Source organism: Achromobacter aegrifaciens (assembly GCF_902859965.1).
Taxonomy (GTDB): domain Bacteria; phylum Pseudomonadota; class Gammaproteobacteria; order Burkholderiales; family Burkholderiaceae_B; genus Achromobacter; species Achromobacter aegrifaciens.
In genome coordinates, this window is the sequence record NZ_CADIKO010000006.1 from 11932 (window position 1) to 32938 (window position 21007).

The window sequence follows — 21007 nt, forward strand, 5'->3', positions numbered from 1 at the left end:
TGACGTCTCCTGCCCGGCGTCCGGGTGGTTTGATGCCGTTCGACCTATCTGCCGCGAGACAAATGGAAATATTTATCTAACAATTTGCAAATATTTAATCTTAAAAATGAGCGGGTCTCAAGATTTTCAAGACACCCATCAAAAAAATAGGGATTCAGCAACACCAGGGTTTATCCGGACTCAAGCCGCGTCCAATTCGCGATATTGGCGGAAAATCCCCTCCCCGAAAGGCAGGCGCCTGCCGCTGTCGAAGTAGGACTGCAATTCCGCCAGCGCCGCCACGCGCGCATGCAACGCCATGACGTTCGGATAACGCACGGCCAGGGTCGCCATGCGTTTCGGAAAGGCGTAGAGCAGGCCGTCCACGAGATGGAACAACGACAGGTCCACATAGGTCCAGCGCTTGCCGCCCGCCAGCCAGGCCTGCGGCCCGCCCAACACCAGTTCGAAGTAGCCCAGGAATTTGGGCATGCGCTCTTCGCGGAAGCAGCGCGCCCGGCGCGCGGCCTCGGTCTTCTGGTCTTCGTAGTACTCGCTGGCGGATATCGGATGATGCGTGTCGTGCGCTTCGGCCACCATGTCGGCGATGGTGAGCTGAAGCTGGTTCACCCACAGCCGCCCTTCCTGCGAGTCCGGCGCCAGGCCGTGCTTTTCGCCCAGGAACAGCAGGATGTTGGCGGTCTGCCCCAGCGTCATCTTGCCCGCGACCAGATATGGCGGCGCGAACGGCGGATGCTTGCGCGCCGAACTCAGGTCCGCCACCAGCGTGCCTTCGTCCGCGCCGGGCTGGCGTGCGCATTCGCGATACGGAATGCCGCCGGCCTCCAGGGCCAGGCGCACGAACTCGCCGCGTCCGGGGATGCCGTCCCAGTACCAAAGGTCATAGGTCATGTCGTCTCCTTCCGTTGATAAGCCCAAGGGCCTGCCGGCGCCGGAACGAGCCGTGCAGACGCCTCAGGCGGGAAACACGCTGACTCCGCCGTCGCGGCCGGCGGCCTGCTGATACTGGCGCGGCGACTGGCCGAAATGCGCGCGGAAATCGCGCGAGAAATGCGCGCCATCCGCAAACCCGCAGTCCAGCGCGATCTGCGTGATGCTGCTGGGATTGTTCAAGAGCAGCCAGCTGCCGTATTCCAGCCGCAATTGCCGCTGGAACGCCATCGGCGACATGCCAGTGGCCAGGCGGAAGGCGCGCTCCAGCTGCCTGCGCCCGACGCCGACGTAGCGCGCAATCGCATCCAGCGGCGGCGGGTTGTCGATACGCTGCTCGATGAAGTGCGCGGCCTGGCGCACGCGCAGATCCTGGATGCCCGACAGGTCCGTGTGGAAATGCGCCTGCGGCACCCGCCCCGGGCGCACGCCTTGCAGCATCATGTGCCGCATCGCCTGCTGGGCCTTGTCGCGCCCGCAATGCCGGGCCACCAGGTACAGCCCCAGGTCGATCGCGGCCGTGGAGCCTGCGCACGAAATCAGGTCGCCTTCATCCACGAACAGCCGGTCCACCACCGCCCGCGTCTGCGGAAAACGTTCGCGAAAGGTGTCCAGCACATTCCAGTGTACGCAGACCGTGCGCGGCCCGATGACGTCAGCCTGCGCCAGCGCGAAGGTCCCGGTGCAGATGCCCAAGAGCCGCACGCGCTGCGCCGCCGCCAGTTGCAGCCAGTCGCGCAGGGGGTCGGGCAGGCGGCCGTTGAAGTAGTCGTTGCCGCCGCAGACCGCTATGTAGTCGAACTGGGCCGGGTCTTCGGGCAGGCCATCGGCCACGTCTATGGTCAGGCCCGCGCTGGAGCAGCGCGGCTTGCCGTCCCAGCTCATGACGCGCCATGCAGTATGGATCTGGCGGCTGCGTCCACCGTGGTCGCCCGCCAGCCGCAACACGTCCACCAATCCGGCAAAGGCGGCCAGCGTGAACTGGTCCAGCAGCACGATACCCACGGTCAGTGCGGGTTTCCCCTGAGGCAGGGCGCTGCACTCACCGTCATAGGAGAAAGACGACGTCGAGGCGGGCATAGCGGTTTCCATGTCGCAATTATTCAAGTTTTTGTCCCAGGCCTTCAAGCTGGTTTTCCCGGGGATCGCCCAAGATGCACCTATGGCTCCGTCCCGCAGCGCCCGCCGGCGCAGGCAGACCGGACCCGATAAATCGACAAGGGGAATCCGACATGGCAACACCTACCCGCCGCGCGCTGCGCGCCGCATTGCTGGGAGCCGGACTGCTGGCCGCCGGCCAGGCGCTGGCCCAGCAGCAGAAGATCACCGTCGCCTGGTACGGCGGCAACTGGGGCGACGCGTTCCGCGCCTGCGTGGCCGAGCCCTACACCAAGGCCACCGGCGTGACTGTGGTGCCGGAAGTGGGCACGTCCACCACCACGCTGGCCAAGCTGCAGCAGCAGAAGGGCGCGCCCACCATAGACGTGGCGTGGATGGACGGCGGCATCAGCGAACTGGCCGCGGAAGCCGGCGTGCTGGACGCATTGGATCCCGCCGGCATTCCCAATCTGAAGAACGTCATCGACCAGGGCGTGTACCGCAATGGCGACAGCGCCTACGCGGTCAGCACCGGCTACTACTCGCTGGGCATCGCCTACAACACCAAGGAAGTGCCTCAGGCGCCCGCCAGCTGGAAGGACTTGTGGAAGCCCGAGTATGCCGGCGCGGTCGCCATTCCTTCGCCGGCGAACTCGTCGGGCGTGCCGTTCATCTTCTTCCTGGCGCGGGTGTTCTCTGTCGATCCTTCCAACCTGGCGCCGCTGTACGCCAAGCTTGCGTCGCTGGACACGGCCTTGTTCTTCGACAGCTCGGGCGCAGCCACCAACGCCTACCAGAGCGGCGAGGCCATCATCGGCGCGCACTTCAACGTGGGCGCCTGGGATCTGATCGACAAGGGACTGCCCATCGGCTTCGCCGTGCCCAAGGAAGGCGCCTGGGCCACGGATGCGCGCCTGCATCTGGTGAAGAACGCGCCGAACAAGGCGGCCGCGCAGAAGTTCATCGACACCGCGCTCACGCCGGATGCCGCCGCCTGCCTGGCCACGCGCCTGTACCTGGGCCCCGCCGTCAAGGATGTGCAGGTGCCGAAGGACGTGGCGCGCAAGCTGCCCTGGGGCGCGGACGGCTCGGTCAAGAACCTGAGCCTGTTCGACTGGAACCTCATCAACAGCCGCCGCGCCGAGGTCACGGACGCCTGGAACCGCCAGGTTGCCCGCAAGCGCTAGACCGGGATAGAACATGTCCGCTTTGCTTACCATTGAAGGCGTGTCGATGCGCTTTGGCGCCTATCAGGCGCTGGACCGCATCGATCTGGAGATCCAACAGGGAGAGTTCGTGGCCCTGCTTGGTCCCAGCGGCTGCGGCAAGACCACCCTGCTGCGTTCGATCGCCGGATTTCTCAGGCCCGAATCGGGCCGCATCCTGATTGAAGGCCAGGACATCAGCCGCCTGGCCGCGCACCACCGGCCGCTGAACACGGTGTTCCAGAACTATGCGCTGTTTCCGCACATGAACGTGCTGGAAAACGTGGCCTATGGCCCGAGGCGCCAGGGCGCGTCGAAGCAGGAAGCGGCCGGGCGCGCCCGGTCGGCGCTGGACATGGTGGGCCTGGCGGACTTCGGTCCGCGCTATCCCCGCGAAATGTCCGGCGGCCAGCAGCAGCGCGTGGCGCTGGCGCGCGCCATCGTGAACCAGCCCAAGCTGCTGTTGCTGGACGAACCGCTGTCAGCGCTGGACCTGAAGCTGCGCAAGCGCATGCAGCTGGAACTCAAGCACCTGCAGGCCAAGCTGGGCATCGCCTTCATCTTCGTCACGCACGACCAGGAAGAAGCCATGACCATGGCCGACCGGGTGGTGGTCATGCATGCGGGCAAGATAGAACAGGTGGGCGGCGGGACCGAGATCTACCGGCATCCCGCCACCCGCTTCGTGGCCGAGTTCATCGGCGACGCCAACTTCATGCCGTACACCGCCAACGGCGATGTGCTGCTGCTGGATGCCCAAGGACTGCGCGTGCCGTTCCCGGGCAAGGCCGCGCCCGCGCGCGGCGTGGCGGTGCTGCGGCCCGAGGATCTGCGCCTGGCCGATGAATCGGCGGCGCTTGCGCTGAACGGCACGGTCACCGACGTCATCAACGTGGGCAGCCACTGCATGATCCACGTGGACATCGGCGGACAGGTCCTGGTGGCGCGCCACGGCGGCATTGCGCCGTCGGGGCTGGGCCCGGGCGCCGCGGCGCGCCTGGCTTTCGCGCCGGAACACCTGCACCTGATCGGTGAACGGCCATGAACGCGCGCGCCTGGCGTTCGCCTGGCCTGCTGCTGGCGGCTCCCGTGCTGTTCTTCGCGGCCTTCTTCCTGGCGCCGCTGGCGGTGGTGGCGCTGGCCAGCATCACCGGCGGCGCCGATGGTTTGACCCTGACTCCGCAGCAATACCTGCGCGTGCTGGGCGACCAGTACCACTGGGACGTGATCCTGGTGACCTTCCGGCTGGCGTTCTTCACCACGGTCGCCTGCGTGATCCTGGGCTATCCGCTGGCCTGGTATCTGGTACGCGTGGTGCGCTGGCAGGCCTGGCGGCGCTTCTGCGTGATCCTGCTGGTGGTGCCGCTGTTCACCAGCAATATCGTGCGCGCCTTCGGCTGGATGGTGCTGCTGGGCCGCAACGGGCTGGTCAACCAGGCCCTGGTGGGCGCGGGCATCGCCGACCGTCCGATGCGTTTCATCGGCACCGAGCTGGGCATCCTGATCGGCATGGTCTACGTGCTGCTGCCCTTCGTGGTGCTGGCGGTGGGCAATGCGCTGGCGCGGGTCGATCCCGCCTGCGAGCAGGCTTCGGCCGACCTGGGCGCAAGTCCCACGGCGACCTTCTTCCACATCACCTGGCCGCTGACCCTGCCCGGCGTGGTGTCCGGCGCCATCATGGTCTTCACCCTGGCCGTCAGCGCCTACGTGACGCCTGCGCTGCTGTCGGGGGGACGTGTGTCGGTGCTGTCGATGCTGATCTTCCAGCAGTACAGCACGGTGTTCGACTTCCATTACGGCGGCGCGCTGAGCATGGTGCTGCTGGTGTTCACCCTGATCCTGGTGGCGCTTGCCAACCGCGCCGCCGTCCTGCCGGGAGCCGCGCGATGATCGCCCGCAACCTGATCCGCCTGGTCGCCCTGGGGGTACTGGCCTACCTGGCCCTGCCGCTGGTGGTGATCCTGGGTTCCTCGTTCACGTCCACGCCCTACCTGGCGTTTCCGCCCAAGGGCTTCACGCTGGAGTGGTACCGCACGCTGCTGATCGAGGCCGGCTACGTCGCCGCGTTCACGACCAGCACGGTGCTGGCGCTGGCGGCCACGGCCGCGGCCGTGCTGCTGACGGTGCCGGCCGCGCTGGCGGTGGCGCGCTACGAGTTCCCGGGCAAGGCCGCGCTGACCTCGGTGCTGATGTCGCCGCTGGTGCTGCCGCACATCGTGCTGGGCGCGGCGCTGCTGCAATACGGCGCGTACTTCGGCCTGACGCGCAGCTTCCTGTCCCTGCTGATCGGGCACATCGTCATCATCGCACCCTTCGTGCTGCGGTCCACGCTGACCCTGCTGACGCCGGAGCAGCGCGCGCTGGAAGAAGCCTCGGCCGACCTGGGCGCGAACCCGTGGACGACCTTCTTCCTGGTGGTGCTGCCGCAGATCCGTCCAGGCATCGTCACCGGTTCGATCTTCGCGTTCATCTCTTCCTGGATCAACGTGGAGCTGTCGATTTTCAACACCACGGCGGACTTGAACACCATCCCCGTGAAGCTCTTCAACTACGTGCAATACACGATAGATCCGACCATCGCAGCCGTATCGGGCGCCACGATCGTGGTTGCGGTGATCGCCATCGTCATCCTGGATTTGACCGTCGGGCTGGACATGCTGTCCGAACGCGGCAAATAACCTTTCTTCCCTACCTTACCTGTCTGGAGTCACAGTCATGCGCAAGCAAGACGCGTTCGATGTCATCTATACCCATACCGAAGGCGAGCCCCTGTGCATCGTGCATAGCGGCATCCCCTACCCCGCCGGCTCCACCATCCTGGAGAAGCGCGCCTTCCTGGAGCAGAACTACGACTGGCTGCGCAAGGCGCTGATGCGCGAGCCGCGCGGCCACAAGGACATGTTCGGCGTGTTCCTCACGCCGCCGTCCAGCCCCGAATACGACGCGGGCCTGATCTACATCGACGGCACCGAGTATTCGCACATGTGCGGCCACGGCACCATCGCGGTCAGCATGGCCATGGTGGCCAACGGCCTGGTGCCCCGCGGCAAGGACGGCATCACCAAGATCCGCTTTGAAACCACCGCCGGCCTGGTCGTGTCGGAAGTGGCTTCCGAGGGCGACAACGTGCTGTGGACGCGCTTCGAGAACGTGCCTGCCTACGTGGCCGCGCAGGACATTCCAGTGGAATTGCCCGGCTACGGCAAGCTGTCGGCCGACATCGTCTGGGGCGGCAATTACTTCGGCATCGTCGACCTGTCGGGCTGCGACCTGCGCATCTCGCCGGACAACGGCACGGAGCTGTCGCGCATGGGCCTGATCGTGCGCGACCAGCTCAATGCCCGCCACCGCATCCAGCACCCGACCGAGGCCCACATCAACAACCTGAACTTCATCACCTTCTGGCACCAGCCGACCATCGAAGGCGCGTTCTACAAGAACGTGCACGTTTTCAGCGCCGGCCAGCTGGACCGTTCGCCCGGCGGCACCGGCACCAGCGCGATGATGGCCATGTTCGAAGCGCGCGGCAAGATGGGCTTGAACCAGCCGATCAAGTCGGAAGGCCTGCTGGGCAGCGGCGTGTTCGAAGGCTGCCTGCTGGGCGAGGTGGACCTGAACGGCACCCGCGCCGTGCGTCCCACGGTCAAGGGCACGGCCAGCATCCTGGGCACGGCGCGCTGGGTGATCGACAAGAACGACCCCGTCGGCGCCGGCTTCCTCATCCGCTGAAGGGTGTTGCCCCCACGCCGCGCGCACCAGGTGCGCTAGCTGCCCCCAGGGGGGCCCTTTCGCCTTGGGGCGGCCCGGCGGCGAAAGGCCCATCGCGCGGCGGGCTTACCTATTCCCGAGCCGCATCCTCGAGGATCATCTCCGCCCCCCGCTCGGCCACCATCATGACGGCGCCCTGCGTGTTGCCAGACACCATCTTCGGCATCACGGAGGCATCCACCACGCGCAGGCCGGACAGGCCGTTCACCCGCAGGCGCACGTCGGTGACTGCAGCGGCGTCAGAACCCATGCGACAGGTGCCTATCGGGTGGTAGATGGTCTGGCCATTGCGCCGCGCGAAGTCCAGCCATTCGTCGTAGCTGTCCACCGCCGCGCCGGGGCTGATCTCCGATTCGACATAGCGCCGCATGGCCGGCTGGCCGACGATGCGCCGGGCCGCCTGCATGCCGCCCACCAGGCTGTCGCGGTCCACCTGGGCGGACAGGAAGTTGGGGCGGATCGCCGGTCCCGCCTGCGGATCCGCCGACTTGATGTGGATGGATCCGACCGACTCGGGCCGCAGCTGCGCCACGCCTATCGTCATGCCGGGATGCCGGTCGAGGATGCGTTCGGCCGCATTGGCGTAGCTGGCGTGCACGAAGAAGTACTGCACATCGGGCGCGGGCAGGTCCGGCGCGCTTTTCACGAAGCCGTGCACCAGCCCCGTGCCCAGGGTCAGGATGCCCTTGTGGCTGGCGTAATAGCGCGCCACCTGCTGCGCCAGGCGCCAGCCGCGCGACATCTCGTTAAGCGTCACCGTGCCCTTCACCCGCCAGTTCATGCGGGTGGCGAAGTGGTCGATATAGTTCTCGCCCACCTGCGGCTGCGCCAGCACCGGCGCGATGCCGAATGACTGCAGCAAAGCGGGATTGCCAACGCCGGACAGCTCCAGCAGTTGCGGCGACTGCACCGCGCCCATGCACAGCAGCGTCTCGCGCCGCGCGCGCACGATGTGCTCCCGTCCGTTCTTGCGATAGGCCACGCCCACGCAGCGCTTGCCCTCGAACACCAGCCGCGTCACGTGCGCGCCGCATTCCACGCTGAGATTCTTGCGGCCCGAGGCGGGCTTCAAGTACCCGTCCACCACGCTCCAGCGCCTGCCCCGATGCTGCAGCACCTGGTAGTAGCCCACGCCCTCCTGGCTGCCGCCGTTGTAGTCGGGATTCAAGGGCTGGCCGTCTTCTTGCGCTGCCTGCAGAAAGGCATCCGATATGGGAAAGCGTTCGGCGACTTCTTCCAGATGCATGGGACCGTTCTTGCCGCGGCTGGCGTCGCCGGGTTCGTAGCATTCGATCTTGCGGAAGATGCGCTCGGCCTGGTTATACCCCCAGCCGGTCGCGCCCGCCGCCTCCCAGCCGTCGTAATCCTGCGGCTGGCCCCGGACGTAGATCATGCCGTTGATCAGCGTCGAACCGCCCACGCCCTTGCCGCGCGGCACGGCGATGCTGCGGCCATGGACGTTGTCTTCAGGCTCGGTGGCGAAGCGCCAGTTGTATTCCGGGTTCACCAGCAGCTTGGAAAAGCCCGCCGGGATCGAGATCCACATGCTGCGGGCTTCATGCCCGGCCTCCAGCATCAGCACGCGGTACTTGCCGTCGGCGCTCAGGCGGTTGGCCAGGATGCAGCCCGCCGTGCCGCCCCCGGCAATGATGAAGTCGTAGTCGCTCATACCCGTCAGCGTCCTGCGTCGGCCGGCTGGTCCGCCGCCACGCCCAGCATCTGCGCCATCAGCTCGATCTGGCAGGCCAGCATCGGCGCGCCGTAGTGCACCTTGCAGCCGCGGGCCTGCGCCGCCAGCAGCAAGGCCGTGTCCTTGGGTTGCATGATGACTTCGCAGACCAGTTGGTCCGGCGTCAGGCGGCTGGCGTCCAGCGGCAAGGCATCGTCCGGCTTCATGCCCAGCGAAGTGCCGTTGACCACCAGGTCATGCCCCGAGGGGTCGGCCGTACCCACATCGATCCGGGCGCCGGGATGCAGCGACAGGATGCGCGCCTTCAGATCCTCGGCCTTGGCCGTGGTGCGGTTGGCGATGGTCAGCCGCGACACGCCGGCCTGGACCAGCGCGAAACCGATAGCGTTGGCCGCGCCGCCCGCCCCCGCCAGATAGGCGCTCTTGCCCTGCGGCGACACGCCCGCGCTTTGCAGGCCGCGCACGAATCCCTCGCCGTCCAGCATGTGCGCCACCAGCTTGCCGTCGGCCTCGCGGCGCACCACGTTGGCCGCGCCGATCTTGCGCGCCACGGGGGTGGCGTCGTCCACCAGGTCCAGTATCGCGGTCTTGTGCGGCACCGTGACGATGACGCCGCCCAGGTTCTCCAGCCGCCGCAGCCCGGCGACCACCTCCGCCAGGTTGTCCGGCCGGGCGTGGAACGGCACGCACACGCCGTCGAAGCCGATGGCGGCGAAATGCTCGTTCATGCGCTGCGGCGTCTTCACGTGGTGGATGGGATCGGCCAGGATGCCGAACAGGCGCGTGGTGCCGGTGATTTCCTTCATGTCTGTCTCCATGTCTCAGGGCCGGAGCGTGGCGCGCGCGACGTCGGCGATGCCGTCCGCGTCCAGCTTGTAGTGCGCATACAGGGTGGTGGGCGGCGCAATCAGGCTGTATTCATCGTAGATGCCATGGCGGCGCAGGCGCGTGCCTGTGCCCGCGTCGGCCAGCACCTCGGCCACGGCCGAGCCCAGCCCGCCCAGCACGTTGTGCTCTTCCACCGTCATCAGCACGCGGGACTTGCCCGCCGCGGCCAGCACGGCGTCGCGGTCCAGGGGCTTGATAGTGGGCATGTCTATCACGCCCACCGACAATCCTTCACGGCGCAGCTGCTCGGCGGCGGCCAGGGCCGCGTGCATGGTGATGCCGCAGGCGATGATGTTCAGGTCCGAGCCGCTGGAATGGACGATGGCGCGGCCGAACTCGAACGGCACGCCATCTTCGTAAACCTGCGGGTCGCGGCCGCGGCCGATGCGGAAGTAGATCGGCTCGGGCCAGTCCACCGATGCCTTGATGGCGGATGCCAGCTGCGGACCGTCGGCAGGCGAAACCACCGTCAGGCCCGCCAGCGCCCGCATCGTCGAGATATCTTCGGTGGCGTGGTGCGAGGTGCCGTAAAAGCCCAGGCTGATGCCGGTGTGGTGGCCGATCAGGCGCACGGGCAGCTTGGTATACGCCACGTCCATGCGGATCTGTTCGCAGCACAGAAGACCCAGGAAGGACGCGAAGGTCGCGACGAAGGGCATCATGCCCGTGGTCGCCAGGCCTGCCGCGGCCGACACCATGTTCTGCTCGGAAATGCCGAACTGCACATAGCGGTCGGGATAGGCCTGGGCAAAGCGGTTCAGGCCGTTGGAGTACTGCAGGTCGGCCGAACCCGCGACCACCGGATGGCCGGCCGCAGCCAATTCGATCAGCGCGTCGGAAAGATAGGACAGCCCGGGGTTCACCGCGTTCAGTGCGCGGTACTGCCAGGAATCGGGAGAGAGAACTTGTGCCTGTGCCATTCAGATCTCGCGGGAAAGGATTTCTTCGACGGCGCTTTGCGCATCTTGCGGCGCCAGGTAGCCCAGGTGCCAGCCTGGCTCGGTTTCCATGTAGGAGACGCCCTTGCCCTTGATGGTCTTTGCGATCACGCAGGCCGGCCTGGCGCGCGATTCGTCCGCGCGCAGGCGGCGCAGCAAGGCGGTCAGTTCCGCCAGGTCATGGCCGTCCACTTCGTGCACCTCCCAACCGAAGGCCTGCCATTTTTCCTTCAGCGATTCCACGCCCATGACGTCGTCGACCTTGCCGTCCAGCTGGTAGCCGTTGCGGTCGACGATGGCGACCAGGCGCGACAGGCGGTTGTGGGCGGCAAAGAGCGCCGCCTCCCAGACCTGGCCTTCCTGCATCTCGCCATCGCCCAGCAGCACGAAGACGTTGAAGTCGCGCCCGCTCATGCGCCCGCCCACCGCCATGCCCACGCCATTGGACAAGGCATGGCCGATGGAACCCGAGCTGAAATCCACGCCCGGCACCTTGCTCATGTCGGGATGGTCCCCCAGCGGGCTGCCCAGGCGGGTGTAGCCGTCCAGCAGTTCGCGGGCAATGAAGCCATGGTCGGCCAACACCGGGAACAGGCCCACCGCCGCATGGCCCTTGCCCATCAGGAAGCGGTCGCGGTCGGGCCACTGAGGCTCGCCCGGACGCAGCCGCATCACGTCGTAGTACAGCGCGGCGAAGATTTCCGCGCACGAGAACACCGAGCTGTAATGCCCGACCTTGGCGATCTCGATCAACCTGATGGTCTCCAGCCGGATGTGGCGGGCCTTTTCCCGCAGCAGCCCGACCTCCCCTTCGGTGGGGACCTCCCTGTCACTCCTCATGGCGCTTCCTTTTCGCTGTTAGGATATATGATATATAATATACCCATCGCGCTCGAATTTGCCATGGCGGGATAGAATTCATCCCGAATCCACCCGCCCCCATCAATACAGCAAGCCTGAGCCTGTCATGTCCAGCCTTAAACCGGTCAAGAAAGAGAACCTCTCCGTCAGGGTCTACAACGAAATCCGCAATGCCCTGATCAACGGGCAGTACGAACCCGGCGAACGCCTGATCATTGGCGAACTGGCCCAGGAAATGGGCGTCTCCATCACGCCTGTACGCGAGGCCATCTTCCGGCTGATCAGCGAGCAAGGCCTGGAAATGCAGGCGGCCACCGCGGTCTACGTGCCTTACGTCAATTCGGAAAAGCTGCGTGAAATCCAGCAGATCCGCTTCCACCTGGAAGGCATGGGCGCGGCCGAGGCCGCCCAGCACATCACGCGCAAGCAACTGGACAACCTGATCGCGCTGCAGCGGGACTTCATTTCCTGCACCGCCAGCGATCCCAAGCGCGCCAGCTACCTGAACCGCAAATTCCACTTCGCCATCCTGGAAGCCAGCAACAAGCCCATCCTGCGCGCCACGGTGGAATCGTTCTGGGTGATCACCGGCCCCATCCTCAAGGTGTTCCACGTCAAGACCTCGGGCCTGGACTATTCGCAGAACGAGCACCGCCACGAAGCGGTGCTGGAAGCCCTGGAAGCGCGCGACTCCGAAGCCGCCAGGCAAGCCATCCAGGCCGATCTGGTCTGGGGCGGCAAGATCATGATCGACTGGCTGGTCGAGCGCGAAAAGGAACTCGACTACCGCCCCCCCGCTGCCCGCAAATAGGCAAACCCGAAGGAAAATCCGATGCTGAAGATTTTTGGCGCGCCCAGCCGCTACATCCAGGGCGCCGGCGCCCTGGACACCCTGGGACAGTACGCAGCCCTGTTCGGCCGCCGCGCGGCCCTGGTCATCGACAGCTACGTGCATGGCGTGCTGGGGCCAAGAATCGAAGCCTTGTGCGCGGCGCAAAACGTGTCGCTGATACCGCTGATGGTCGAAGGCGACCTGACGCCGGCCGCGATCACGCAATTGCGCGCGCAGGCCACGCCGGCCGGCATCGACATGGTCATCGCGGTGGGCGGCGGCAAGGCGCTGGACGCGGGCAAGGCGGTGGCCAAGTCCTCGCACTGCCATCTCATCACCGTGCCGACCGTCGCGTCCAACGACGCGCCGACCAGCAAGAACTACGTCCTGTACGACGCCCATCACAATCTCCTGGCGGTGGAGCACATGTTGTTCAACCCCACCATCGTGCTGGTCGATACCGCCGTCATCGCCACCGCGCCGGCGAATTTCTTTCTCGCCGGGCTGGGCGACGCGGTCTCGAAGAAATTCGAGGCAGAGCAATGCGGCCGCAACGGCGGCCGCAACATGTATGACGGCGCGCCGCCTCTCACCGCCCAGTTCATCGCCGACGGCTGCCTGCGCACCCTGCTGGCCGACGGCGCGGATGCCGTGGCGGTTGCCGGCAGCGGCCAGCCCACGCCGGCCTTTGAACGCGTGGTGGAAGCGATGATCCTCATGAGCGGCCTCGGTTTCGAAAGCGGCGGCCTGTCCATCGCCCACGCGCTGACGCGCGGACTGCCCAAGATCAGCGGCGTGGCGAGCGCCCCGCATGGCCTGCAGGTGGCGGTCGGCCTGCTGGTGCAGTTGGACCTGGAAAGCCGGACGGACGGCATGCTGGACGAGCTGACCCGCTGGTATGCCCTGGTGGGCCTGCCCACCACCTTGCGCGAACTGGGCGCGGCCGACATGCCGGACGACGCGGAACTGCGGCTGGCTGCGGAGCTGAGCCTGAAGGCCCGCCACGCCGCCAACTTCGACCGCGCGCTCGACACCGACACGCTGGCTGCCGCGCTGCGCCGCCGCGCCTGACGCGACAAGGGGCCGGATAGCGGCCGGCCCCTGGCCGCATCAGAACGCCACGTTGTCCTTGCCCTTCAAGTCCAGCTTGGCGCGCGCTTCTGCGGGCGTGGCGATTTCCAGGTTCAACGCCTCCAGGATGGTGCGGATGCGCTCCACCTGCACCTGATTGGATTGCGCCATTTCGCCCGGGCCGATCCACAGCGAATCCTCCAGCCCCACCCGCACGTTCGAGCCCATGGCCGCGCCTATGGTGGCCAGCGGGATCTGGCCGCGGCCGGCGCCCAGTATCGACCACTCATAGTCGTTGCCGAACAAGCGGTCGGCCGTGCGCTTCATGTGCATCAGGTCTTCGGGGTGCGGGCCGATGCCGCCGAGGATGCCGAATACCGACTGGATGAAGGGCGGCGACTTGACCAGGCCGCGCTCCACGAAATGGGCCAGGTTGTACAGGTGGCTGATGTCGTAGCACTCGAACTCGAAGCGGGTGCCGTTGGCGTTGCCCAGCGCGAGGATCGATTCGATGTCCTGGTAGGTATTGCGAAACACCAGCGAGCGGCTGTTCTCCAGATGCTCGCGCTCCCAGTCGTGCTTGAACTCCTTGAAGCGGCCCAGCATGGGGTACAGGCCGAAGTTCATGGACCCCATGTTCAGGGACGCCAGTTCCGGCTTGAAGGTGGTGGCCGGGCGCATGCGCTCTTCCACCGTCATATGCGGGCTGCCGCCGGTGGTGATGTTGATGATGGCGTCCGTTTCCCGCTTGATCCGCTCCAGGAAGGGCTTGAACAGCGCCGGATCCTGCGACGGCTTGCCGGTCTGCGGATCGCGCGCATGCAGGTGCAGCACCGCCGCGCCCGCCTTGGCCGCGCCGATGGCAGCCTCCGCGATCTCGTCGGCGGTTACCGGCAGGTGCGGCGACATGCTGGGCGTGTGGATGGCGCCCGTCACGGCGCAAGTGATGATGACTTTCTGCTTGGGCTTAGCCATTGTTGTCTCCGTTGTCCTGTTTATGGCGCATGAGGCGCATCAGTTTTTCATCGCGCCAGAAGCGGCGCTTGGCAAGATCTTCCTGCGGCAGCAAGCCGCGGCGTTCCTCCGACAGCGCTTCGACCAGCGCGCCGTCCCAGGCGACGGGTTCGCCCTGGGTCGCGCCGATGGACTGGTACAGCCCGCCGTAGCGCGCGCAATAGTCGGCGATGCCGCCCGGCGCGTTGAGGTCTATGGTTTCGAACGGCCCCATGAACGACCAGCGCAGGCCCAGGCCGTCCTTCACCGTGGCGTCGATGTCCTCGGCGCTGGCGATGCCCGCGCTGGCCAGGCGGAACGCCTCGTGCAGCAGCGCGCCCTGCAGGCGGTTGAGGATGAAGCCTTCGATTTCGCGCCGCACCAGCACCGGCTTCTGGCCGATGCCGGCCATGACGGCGCGGGCGGAATCGACGGCCTGCGGGCTGGTCCAGGGCGCGGGGCACAGTTCCACCACCGGGATCAGGTATGGCGGATTCACCGGGTGCGCCACCAGGCAGCGGTGGCGCCCGGCCAGATGCCCGGTGAATTCGCTGGCGGGGATGCTGGACGTGGAACTGCCGATGATCGCGTCGGGTTCGGCCGCCGCGTCCAGTTCGGCAAACAGCGCCCGCTTGATCTCGACGTTTTCGGGCGAGTTCTCCTGGATGTAGCTGGCGCCCTTCAAGGTATCGGCCAGGTTGCTTGCCACATGGACGCGCCCGCCTATGGCCTCGGCGTCCTGCAGCAAGCCCTGGGCTTCAAGTTCGCGCAGCTGCTGCAGGATCAGGCCGCGGGCTTCGGCCAGCATTGCGGCGTTGACGTCATACAGGCGCACTTCCCAGCCCATGCGGGCGAACACGATGGCCCAGCCCTGGCCGATCAGGCCGGTTCCGATGATGGCGGCGCGCTGCGCCTTGGACCCGGCGTCCATCAGTAAAGCTTCTGTGTGAAGCCGTCCACCACGATGGCCTGCCCCGAGACGCTGCGGGCGGCCTCGCTGGCGTTGAACAGCACCATGTTGGCGATATCGCGCGCCGTGACCATGCGGCCCAGCGCGGCCTGGTTCTCGTACTGCGCGGCGATCTCCTCCACCGGACGGCCCAGCGTATCCGCCTTCGCCGCGATCACGGCGCGGATGCGCGGCCCTTCCACCGCGCCCGGCAGGATGGCGTTGACGCGGATGCCATAGGGACCCAGTTCGATGGCCAGGGATTTGGTGAAGCCAATCACTGCCCACTTCGAGGCGGAATAGACCGAGCGCCCGGCAAAGCCCAGATGGCCGGCCGCGGACGACAGGTTGATCATCACGCCGGCCTTGGACTCCTTGAGCAGGCCGATGGCCTGGCGCGCGCACAGGAACTGTCCGGTGATGTTCACGGCCAGCGTGCGGTCCCAGTCCGCCTTGGACAGGGTTTCGACGTAGCCAGTGGGACCGGCCACGCCGGCGTTGTTGACCAGGATGTCCAGGCCGCCCAGCTTGGCGCGGACCTGATCGAACAGCGCGGCGACGCTGTCTTCGTCCGAGACGTCGGCCAGGGCCGCATGCACGCCAGGCAATTCGGCCGGCAGCGCGGCCAGGCGCTCCTGGTTCACATCGCATACGAACACGGAGGCGCCGGCATGGCGGAACACCTTCGCCATCTCCAGGCCCAGCCCGTCCGCGCCGGCGGTGATGAGCACCTTTTTCCCGGCGAAATCCACTTCCTCGAACATGCCTCTGTCTCCTGATTCTTATGAAAAACAGCCGATTGATGATATACGATATATGAAAAAAACCGCCGGCTTATGACGTTTATTGCAACCGGGCCGTACATCGAAAAGTGTCATCCCGAAGTAGCAAAAGCACCTGGATTTGCTCGACGTCAGCCCGCTAAGTCTTTATTCATGCGGCTTTAGGGAATTCCCCGATTCGGCGGGTTACGGCCCCCACTAGAATCCAAGGCGGGGTTTGCTACCCGCCCGGCCGATATATCATATATTCAAAAAAACGGACCAAACAAGAAAGTCCGCATCCCATACCGACAAAGGAGCGTAGACAGTGTTCAAGTTCAACAAAATTGCTTTGGCGCTGGGCGTATGCGGCGCGCTGGCAAGCGGCACCGCAGCGGCCGACATGAAGGTAGGCGCCCTCTTCCCGTTCAGCGGCGCGCTCGCGCTCCTGGGACAAGAGAGCTATCGCGGCCTGGAGCTGGCCGTCAATGAAATCAACGCCGCGGGCGGGGTCAACGGCGAGAAGATCGAAATCATCAAGGCCGACGCCGTCGATCCGACGCAAGCCGTGTCGGAAACCAAGCGCCTGATTTCCTCCAACGTGGTCGGCGTGTTCGGCAGCTACGCTTCCGGCATTTCCTACGCGGCCTCGCCCGTGACCGAGCTGGCCGGCGTGCCCTATTTCGAACTGGGCGCCACCGCGCACAAGATCACCACCCGCGGCTACAAGTACCTGTTCCGCAGCAACCCCAACACCGCGCTGTACGGCGTGTCGGTGGTCAACGCGCTGCACGACACCATCGCGCCGGGCATGGGGCTGAACCCCAAGGACATCAAGATCGGCATCATCCACGAGGACGGCCCCTACGGCACCGACGTGGCCGCCACCGAGAAAAAACGCGCGCAGGAACTGGGCTATACGGTCGCGGAAGTGTTGCCGTACTCGGCCAAGACCGTCGACCTGTCCTCGCTGATCCTGCGCCTGAAGGGCGCCAAGGTCGACGTGGTGCTGCAGACGGCCTACCAGAACGACGCCATTCTGTTCTTCAGCCAGGCGCGCGCCGCGGGCTTCAAGCCCAAGGTCGTGATCGGCGCGGGCGGCGGCTATTCGCTGGCGGACACGGCCAAGGCCGTGGGCGCCGACATGAACGGCGTGTTCGACCTGGACTTCCCGCAATCCTCCATCAATCCCGCAGGCGCGCCCGGCCTGGACAAGTTCCTCGAAGCCTACAAGGCCACCTACAAGAGCGATCCCCAATCCGGCCACAGCCTGACCAACTACGTCGGCGCCAAGGCCTTCTTCGAAGCCATCGGCAACGCCAAGTCCACGGATAAGGACAAGATCCGCGCCGCCGTCCTGGCCTACAAGAAGCCGGCCGGCCAGAGCGCCAACGGCTGGGCCTTCGACTTCGGCGAAGACGGCCAGAACAATGCATCCACGTTCTACGTGATGCAGTGGCAGGACGGCAAGCTGGTCACCATCGCGCCCAGCAACCTCGCACTCGGCAAGCCGGTCTTCAAGAAATAAGCGCCACGCCAGTGCTCAGGCGCTCGGGGGCGCCTGACGTATCCCGGGGTCCGCGCGCCCCGGTCCGGCCGACAACACGGCCGGGCCGGGGCCGCTACCCGCTCTAAGAGGTTGCAACATGGAACTATTCATTCAACTGGTCATCAACGGCCTGTTGCTGGGCGGCGCGTACACCATCATCAGCCTGGGGCTGACGCTGATCTTCGGCGTGGTGCGCGTCGTGAACTTCGCGCACGGCGAGTTCCTGATGATAGGCATGTACATGGTCTATCTGATCGCGGCGCAATTCGGCGTGCATCCCTATGCCGGCCTGGTGCCCGTCGCCGTCATCCTGTTCGCGCTGGGCGCGCTGACGCAGAAAGGCATCATCCAGCCGCTGCTCAACGCCGACCAGCATATCCAGATCTTCGCCACGGTGGGCGTGTCCACCATCCTGCTGAATCTCGCCCTGGTCATATTCGGCGCCAACGTCTATCGCGCGCCGGTGGAACTGGGCACGAACGCCATCGACATCGGCCCCTATTCGATGGTGACCGGGCAGCTCGTCACCTTCGTGATCGGCCTGACCCTGGCGGTGCTGCTGCACCTGTTCATGCACCGCACCTACCTGGGCCGCGCGCTGCGGGCCGTGGCGCAGCACCGCTACGCCGCCACCCTGATGGGCGTGAACGTCAACAACGTCTACGCCATCGCCTTCGGCCTGGGCACGGCCTTTGTCGGCATCGCCGCCGGCCTGCTGGCGCCGCAGTATCCGGTGTTTCCCACCGTGGGCACGTACTTCGTGCTGACGGCCTTCGTCATCGTGGTGCTGGGCGGCCTGGGCAGCCTGTACGGCGCGGTGGCCGGCTCCATGATCATCGGCATCGTGGACACGCTGGCTGGCTTCTACATCGCCCCCGACCTGAAAGAGGTCGTCTATTTCGGGATCTTCCTCTTGATCCTGGTGCTGCGTCCGAACGGCCTGTTCGGCGTCGGCACAGAGTGATCAGAGCAACAAGGAGCGAGATGTGTTTCCCGATATCCGACACCCCAAGACCTACGTCAGCCTCATCCTGCTGATTGCGATGTTCCTTGTGCCTGTGATCATGGGCACGCCCTTCTGGACCAACCTGTTCGTCCTGCTGTTCGTGTTCTCGGCCCTGTCCGTGGCCTGGAACATCGTCGGCGGCTACGCCGGCCAGCTATCGCTGGGCCACGCCGTGTTCTACGGCATCGGCGGCTATACCGCCACGCTGCTGACGCAGAACTTCGGCATTTCGCCGTGGTTCGGCATGCTGGCGGGCGCGGCGATCTCGGGCGCGGTCGCCATCCTCATCAGCTACCCCACGCTGCGGCTGCGCGGCCCGTTCTTCGCGCTGGCCACCATCGCGATCCTGGAGGTGGTGCGCCTCCTGGTGATCCACGAAGAAAGCTGGACGGGCGGCTCCAGCGGCATCAGCCTGCCGCTGAACATAGGCTGGACCTGGATCGTGTTCCGCGAGAAGGTCAATTACGTGATCATCGCCTTCGGCCTGTTTCTGCTGGTGACCTGGGCCTCCTGGTACATCCGCAAGTCGCGCATCGGCCATTACCTGATCGCGATCCGCGAACGCGAGGACGCGGCGCTGGCGGTCGGCATCCATACCGTGCGCATGAAGATCATCGCCGCGGTCGTGTCCGCCATGCTGACCAGCATCATCGGCACCTTCCACATCACCTACCTGACCTTCGTGGACCCGAGTTCGGCGTTTTCGCTGGAGCTGTCGATCCAGGTGGCCATGTTCGCGCTGATTGGCGGGCTGGGTACGGTGGCCGGGCCCATCGCCGGCACCTTCCTGGTGCTGCCCATCGCCGAACTGGCGCGCGGCTGGCTCAGCAGCGTGGGCAACGGCATGCACGGGCTGATCTACGGCCTGATCCTGGTAGCGGTGGTGCTGACCATTCCGCGCGGCCTGGCCGGCGCCTTCGGCCCGGCCATCGAACGCTGGCTGTCGCGTCTGCCCTATCTGGGCACGCCCCGCGCCAAGCTCAAGCTGGCCGATGAACTGCGCCTGCACAGCGCCGAACGCACGGATCAGCCGGTGCTCAAGGCCGACAAGCTGTTCAAAAGCTTCGGCGGCCTGCGCGCCACCAACGACGTGTCGCTGACGCTGAACCAGAACGAGATCCTGGGCATGATCGGCCCCAACGGCGCGGGCAAGACCACGGTCTTCAACCTGCTGTCGGGCTTCCTGTCGCCGGACAAGGGCGGCATCACCATGCTGGACGCGCAAGGCAACTGGGTCACCTGCAAGACGCCCGACGAATTCGCGCACCAGGGCCTGGGCCGCACCTTCCAGATCGCCAAGCCGTTCACCGGCCTGACCGTGCTGGAGAACATCATGCTGGGCGCCTTCATCCGCACGTCGAACCGTGACGAAGCCGAGCAGATCGCACTGAAAGTCGCCGAGCAGACCGACCTGGTGAAGTACCTGGACATCGAGGCGCGCAACCTGACCGTGGGCGGCATGAAGCGCCTGGAGGTCGCCCGCGCGCTGGCGATCAAGCCGCGCATCCTGCTGCTGGACGAGGTGATGGCGGGACTGAACCCGACCGACATCGAGAAGTCGATCCAGATGATCCGCCGCATCCGAGATTCCGGCGTATCGGTGCTGCTGATCGAGCACATGATGCAGGCCACCATGGCGCTGTCCGACCGCATCATCGTGCTGAACGAAGGCGCGGTGCTGGTCAGCGGCGCGCCCAAGGACGTGGTGGAGAACCCCGCCGTCATCGAGGCCTATTTGGGCAAGGAGTACCAGGATGCTTAAGGTTTCGAATCTGTCCTCGGGCTACGGCAAGAGCCAGGTCCTGAACGGCCTGAACTTCGAGGTCCATGCGGGCGAGATCGTCACGCTGATCGGCGCCAATGGCGCCGGCAAGACCACCACCTTGAAGACGCTGTGCGGCGTCATCGCCGCCATGGAAGGCAAAGTCGAGTTCGAAGGCCAGGACTTGACCAACCGCAAGCCCTACGACATCGTCGACGCGGGCATCACCATGATTCCCGAAGGCCGCCAGCTGTTCCCGCATTTCACGGTGCGCGACAATCTGCTGATGGGTTCTTACAAGCGCGCCGCCCGCCCCATCGTGCAACGCAAGCTGGACGAGGTGCTGGGTATCTTCCCGCGGGTGCAGGAACGCCTGAACCAGTACGCCGGCTCGCTTTCCGGCGGCGAACAGCAGATGGTGGCGATCGCGCGCGGCATGATGGCCGATCCCAAGCTGCTGGTGTTCGACGAGCCCTCGCTGGGCCTGTCGCCGCTGCTGGTGCAGCAGATGTTCGACATCATCCGCGGCGTCACCGCGCACGGCGTGACCGTGCTGCTGGTGGAGCAGAACGTGTTCCGCACGCTGCGGCTGGCGGACCGCGGCTACGTGCTGGAGAACGGCGCCATCGTACGCACCGGCACTGGCGCGGAGCTGCTGAGCGACCCGCATGTGAAGAAGGCCTACCTGGGCCATTGATACCAAGGA

The 21007-nt window shown here is 65.9% G+C and carries 20 protein-coding genes; 11 read left to right on the forward strand and 9 right to left on the reverse strand.

Annotation, left to right across the window (positions count from 1 at the left end):
• Window positions 1-180: 180 nt before the first annotated feature.
• Window positions 181-891, reverse strand: coding sequence for a glutathione S-transferase (locus tag HV793_RS28560; protein WP_175214323.1), 711 nt, complete (start codon window positions 889-891; stop codon window positions 181-183).
• 63 nt (window positions 892-954) lie between these two features.
• The gene (locus HV793_RS28565; protein WP_225590506.1) at window positions 955-2010 is read right to left on the reverse strand and encodes a GlxA family transcriptional regulator; all 1056 of its coding nucleotides are present in this window, start codon (window positions 2008-2010) and stop codon (window positions 955-957) included.
• Window positions 2011-2162: 152 nt separating this feature from the next.
• Here HV793_RS28565 and HV793_RS28570 point away from each other — a divergent pair, with 152 nt between their 5' ends.
• Genes HV793_RS28570 through HV793_RS28590 form a run of 5 tightly spaced genes read left to right on the forward strand, consistent with a single transcriptional unit; the run spans window position 2163 to window position 6962 of the window.
• Window positions 2163-3215 (forward strand): ABC transporter substrate-binding protein, encoded by a 1053-nt coding sequence (locus HV793_RS28570; RefSeq protein WP_054457805.1) that lies wholly within the window; start codon window positions 2163-2165, stop codon window positions 3213-3215.
• A gap of 13 nt (window positions 3216-3228) precedes the next feature.
• Window positions 3229-4278: an ABC transporter ATP-binding protein gene (locus tag HV793_RS28575; RefSeq protein WP_175214324.1), complete on the forward strand. Its 1050-nt coding sequence runs from the start codon at window positions 3229-3231 to the stop codon at window positions 4276-4278.
• Complete coding sequence (locus HV793_RS28580) at window positions 4275-5123, forward strand: ABC transporter permease (RefSeq protein ID WP_054457807.1); 849 nt, start codon at window positions 4275-4277, stop codon at window positions 5121-5123. Before HV793_RS28575 ends, HV793_RS28580 begins: the two co-directional genes overlap by 4 nt.
• Window positions 5120-5911: an ABC transporter permease gene (locus HV793_RS28585; protein WP_054457808.1), complete on the forward strand. Its 792-nt coding sequence runs from the start codon at window positions 5120-5122 to the stop codon at window positions 5909-5911. Before HV793_RS28580 ends, HV793_RS28585 begins: the two co-directional genes overlap by 4 nt.
• Before the next feature lie 37 nt (window positions 5912-5948).
• The gene (locus tag HV793_RS28590; RefSeq protein ID WP_054457809.1) at window positions 5949-6962 is read left to right on the forward strand and encodes a proline racemase family protein; all 1014 of its coding nucleotides are present in this window, start codon (window positions 5949-5951) and stop codon (window positions 6960-6962) included.
• A 109-nt stretch (window positions 6963-7071) separates the two neighbouring features.
• On the opposite strand, the gene HV793_RS28595 is transcribed toward HV793_RS28590, so the two are convergent.
• Genes HV793_RS28595 through HV793_RS28610 form a run of 4 tightly spaced genes read right to left on the reverse strand, consistent with a single transcriptional unit; the run spans window position 7072 to window position 11357 of the window.
• Entirely contained in the window at window positions 7072-8670 is a 1599-nt protein-coding gene (locus HV793_RS28595) for a GMC family oxidoreductase (RefSeq protein WP_175161536.1), read from the reverse strand.
• 5 nt (window positions 8671-8675) lie between these two features.
• Window positions 8676-9497, reverse strand: coding sequence for a shikimate dehydrogenase family protein (locus HV793_RS28600; RefSeq protein WP_119450651.1), 822 nt, complete (start codon window positions 9495-9497; stop codon window positions 8676-8678).
• 15 nt (window positions 9498-9512) lie between these two features.
• Window positions 9513-10499 (reverse strand): transketolase family protein, encoded by a 987-nt coding sequence (locus HV793_RS28605; protein ID WP_175161538.1) that lies wholly within the window; start codon window positions 10497-10499, stop codon window positions 9513-9515.
• On the reverse strand, window positions 10500-11357 hold the full coding sequence (locus HV793_RS28610; protein WP_054457813.1) for a transketolase: 858 nt from the start codon (window positions 11355-11357) through the stop codon (window positions 10500-10502).
• A 127-nt stretch (window positions 11358-11484) separates the two neighbouring features.
• On the opposite strand from HV793_RS28610, the gene HV793_RS28615 reads away from it, so the two are divergent.
• Together HV793_RS28615 and HV793_RS28620 are read left to right on the forward strand one after the other, a co-directional pair.
• The gene (locus HV793_RS28615; RefSeq protein ID WP_054457814.1) at window positions 11485-12189 is read left to right on the forward strand and encodes a GntR family transcriptional regulator; all 705 of its coding nucleotides are present in this window, start codon (window positions 11485-11487) and stop codon (window positions 12187-12189) included.
• A gap of 21 nt (window positions 12190-12210) precedes the next feature.
• Complete coding sequence (locus tag HV793_RS28620; protein WP_175214325.1) at window positions 12211-13281, forward strand: glycerol dehydrogenase; 1071 nt, start codon at window positions 12211-12213, stop codon at window positions 13279-13281.
• Between the two features lie 39 nt (window positions 13282-13320).
• Here HV793_RS28620 and kce read toward each other — a convergent pair whose 3' ends face one another.
• The 3 genes from kce to HV793_RS28635 are packed head-to-tail and all read right to left on the reverse strand — an operon-like array spanning window position 13321 to window position 15987.
• On the reverse strand, window positions 13321-14256 hold the full coding sequence (kce, locus tag HV793_RS28625; RefSeq protein WP_175214326.1) for a 3,5-dioxohexanoate:acetyl-CoA acetone transferase: 936 nt from the start codon (window positions 14254-14256) through the stop codon (window positions 13321-13323).
• Window positions 14249-15205, reverse strand: coding sequence for a 3-hydroxyacyl-CoA dehydrogenase (locus HV793_RS28630; protein WP_175214327.1), 957 nt, complete (start codon window positions 15203-15205; stop codon window positions 14249-14251). Before HV793_RS28630 ends, kce begins: the two co-directional genes overlap by 8 nt.
• Entirely contained in the window at window positions 15205-15987 is a 783-nt protein-coding gene (locus HV793_RS28635) for an SDR family oxidoreductase (protein WP_054457818.1), read from the reverse strand. Before HV793_RS28635 ends, HV793_RS28630 begins: the two co-directional genes overlap by 1 nt.
• A 325-nt stretch (window positions 15988-16312) precedes the next feature.
• Here HV793_RS28635 and HV793_RS28640 point away from each other — a divergent pair, with 325 nt between their 5' ends.
• The 4 genes from HV793_RS28640 (at window position 16313) to HV793_RS28655 (ending at window position 20998) form a co-directional block, all read left to right on the forward strand.
• Window positions 16313-17512, forward strand: a complete 1200-nt coding sequence (locus tag HV793_RS28640) for an ABC transporter substrate-binding protein (protein ID WP_054457819.1) — start codon at window positions 16313-16315, stop codon at window positions 17510-17512.
• 118 nt (window positions 17513-17630) lie between these two features.
• Window positions 17631-18497, forward strand: a complete 867-nt coding sequence (locus HV793_RS28645; RefSeq protein ID WP_054457820.1) for a branched-chain amino acid ABC transporter permease — start codon at window positions 17631-17633, stop codon at window positions 18495-18497.
• 22 nt (window positions 18498-18519) lie between these two features.
• Window positions 18520-20301 (forward strand): branched-chain amino acid ABC transporter ATP-binding protein/permease, encoded by a 1782-nt coding sequence (locus HV793_RS28650; protein ID WP_054457821.1) that lies wholly within the window; start codon window positions 18520-18522, stop codon window positions 20299-20301.
• Window positions 20294-20998, forward strand: coding sequence for an ABC transporter ATP-binding protein (locus tag HV793_RS28655; RefSeq protein WP_054457822.1), 705 nt, complete (start codon window positions 20294-20296; stop codon window positions 20996-20998). Before HV793_RS28650 ends, HV793_RS28655 begins: the two co-directional genes overlap by 8 nt.
• Window positions 20999-21007: the final 9 nt, after the last annotated feature.

Bases quoted from the DNA above. Each gene is read 5' to 3' on its own strand.
- HV793_RS28635 (WP_054457818.1), bottom strand. From the start codon at position 15,987: ATGTTCGAGGAAGTGGATTTCGCCGGGAAAAAGGTGCTCATCACCGCC.
- HV793_RS28615 (WP_054457814.1), top strand. From the start codon at position 11,485: ATGTCCAGCCTTAAACCGGTCAAGAAAGAGAACCTCTCCGTCAGGGTC.
- HV793_RS28610 (WP_054457813.1), bottom strand. From the start codon at position 11,357: ATGAGGAGTGACAGGGAGGTCCCCACCGAAGGGGAGGTCGGGCTGCTG.
- HV793_RS28655 (WP_054457822.1), top strand. From the start codon at position 20,294: ATGCTTAAGGTTTCGAATCTGTCCTCGGGCTACGGCAAGAGCCAGGTC.
- HV793_RS28565 (WP_225590506.1), bottom strand. From the start codon at position 2,010: ATGCCCGCCTCGACGTCGTCTTTCTCCTATGACGGTGAGTGCAGCGCC.
- HV793_RS28595 (WP_175161536.1), bottom strand. From the start codon at position 8,670: ATGAGCGACTACGACTTCATCATTGCCGGGGGCGGCACGGCGGGCTGC.
- HV793_RS28580 (WP_054457807.1), top strand. From the start codon at position 4,275: ATGAACGCGCGCGCCTGGCGTTCGCCTGGCCTGCTGCTGGCGGCTCCC.
- HV793_RS28590 (WP_054457809.1), top strand. From the start codon at position 5,949: ATGCGCAAGCAAGACGCGTTCGATGTCATCTATACCCATACCGAAGGC.
- HV793_RS28560 (WP_175214323.1), bottom strand. From the start codon at position 891: ATGACCTATGACCTTTGGTACTGGGACGGCATCCCCGGACGCGGCGAG.
- HV793_RS28570 (WP_054457805.1), top strand. From the start codon at position 2,163: ATGGCAACACCTACCCGCCGCGCGCTGCGCGCCGCATTGCTGGGAGCC.
- HV793_RS28585 (WP_054457808.1), top strand. From the start codon at position 5,120: ATGATCGCCCGCAACCTGATCCGCCTGGTCGCCCTGGGGGTACTGGCC.
- HV793_RS28600 (WP_119450651.1), bottom strand. From the start codon at position 9,497: ATGAAGGAAATCACCGGCACCACGCGCCTGTTCGGCATCCTGGCCGAT.
- kce (WP_175214326.1), bottom strand. From the start codon at position 14,256: ATGGCTAAGCCCAAGCAGAAAGTCATCATCACTTGCGCCGTGACGGGC.
- HV793_RS28620 (WP_175214325.1), top strand. From the start codon at position 12,211: ATGCTGAAGATTTTTGGCGCGCCCAGCCGCTACATCCAGGGCGCCGGC.
- HV793_RS28605 (WP_175161538.1), bottom strand. From the start codon at position 10,499: ATGGCACAGGCACAAGTTCTCTCTCCCGATTCCTGGCAGTACCGCGCA.
- HV793_RS28575 (WP_175214324.1), top strand. From the start codon at position 3,229: ATGTCCGCTTTGCTTACCATTGAAGGCGTGTCGATGCGCTTTGGCGCC.
- HV793_RS28645 (WP_054457820.1), top strand. From the start codon at position 17,631: ATGGAACTATTCATTCAACTGGTCATCAACGGCCTGTTGCTGGGCGGC.
- HV793_RS28630 (WP_175214327.1), bottom strand. From the start codon at position 15,205: ATGGACGCCGGGTCCAAGGCGCAGCGCGCCGCCATCATCGGAACCGGC.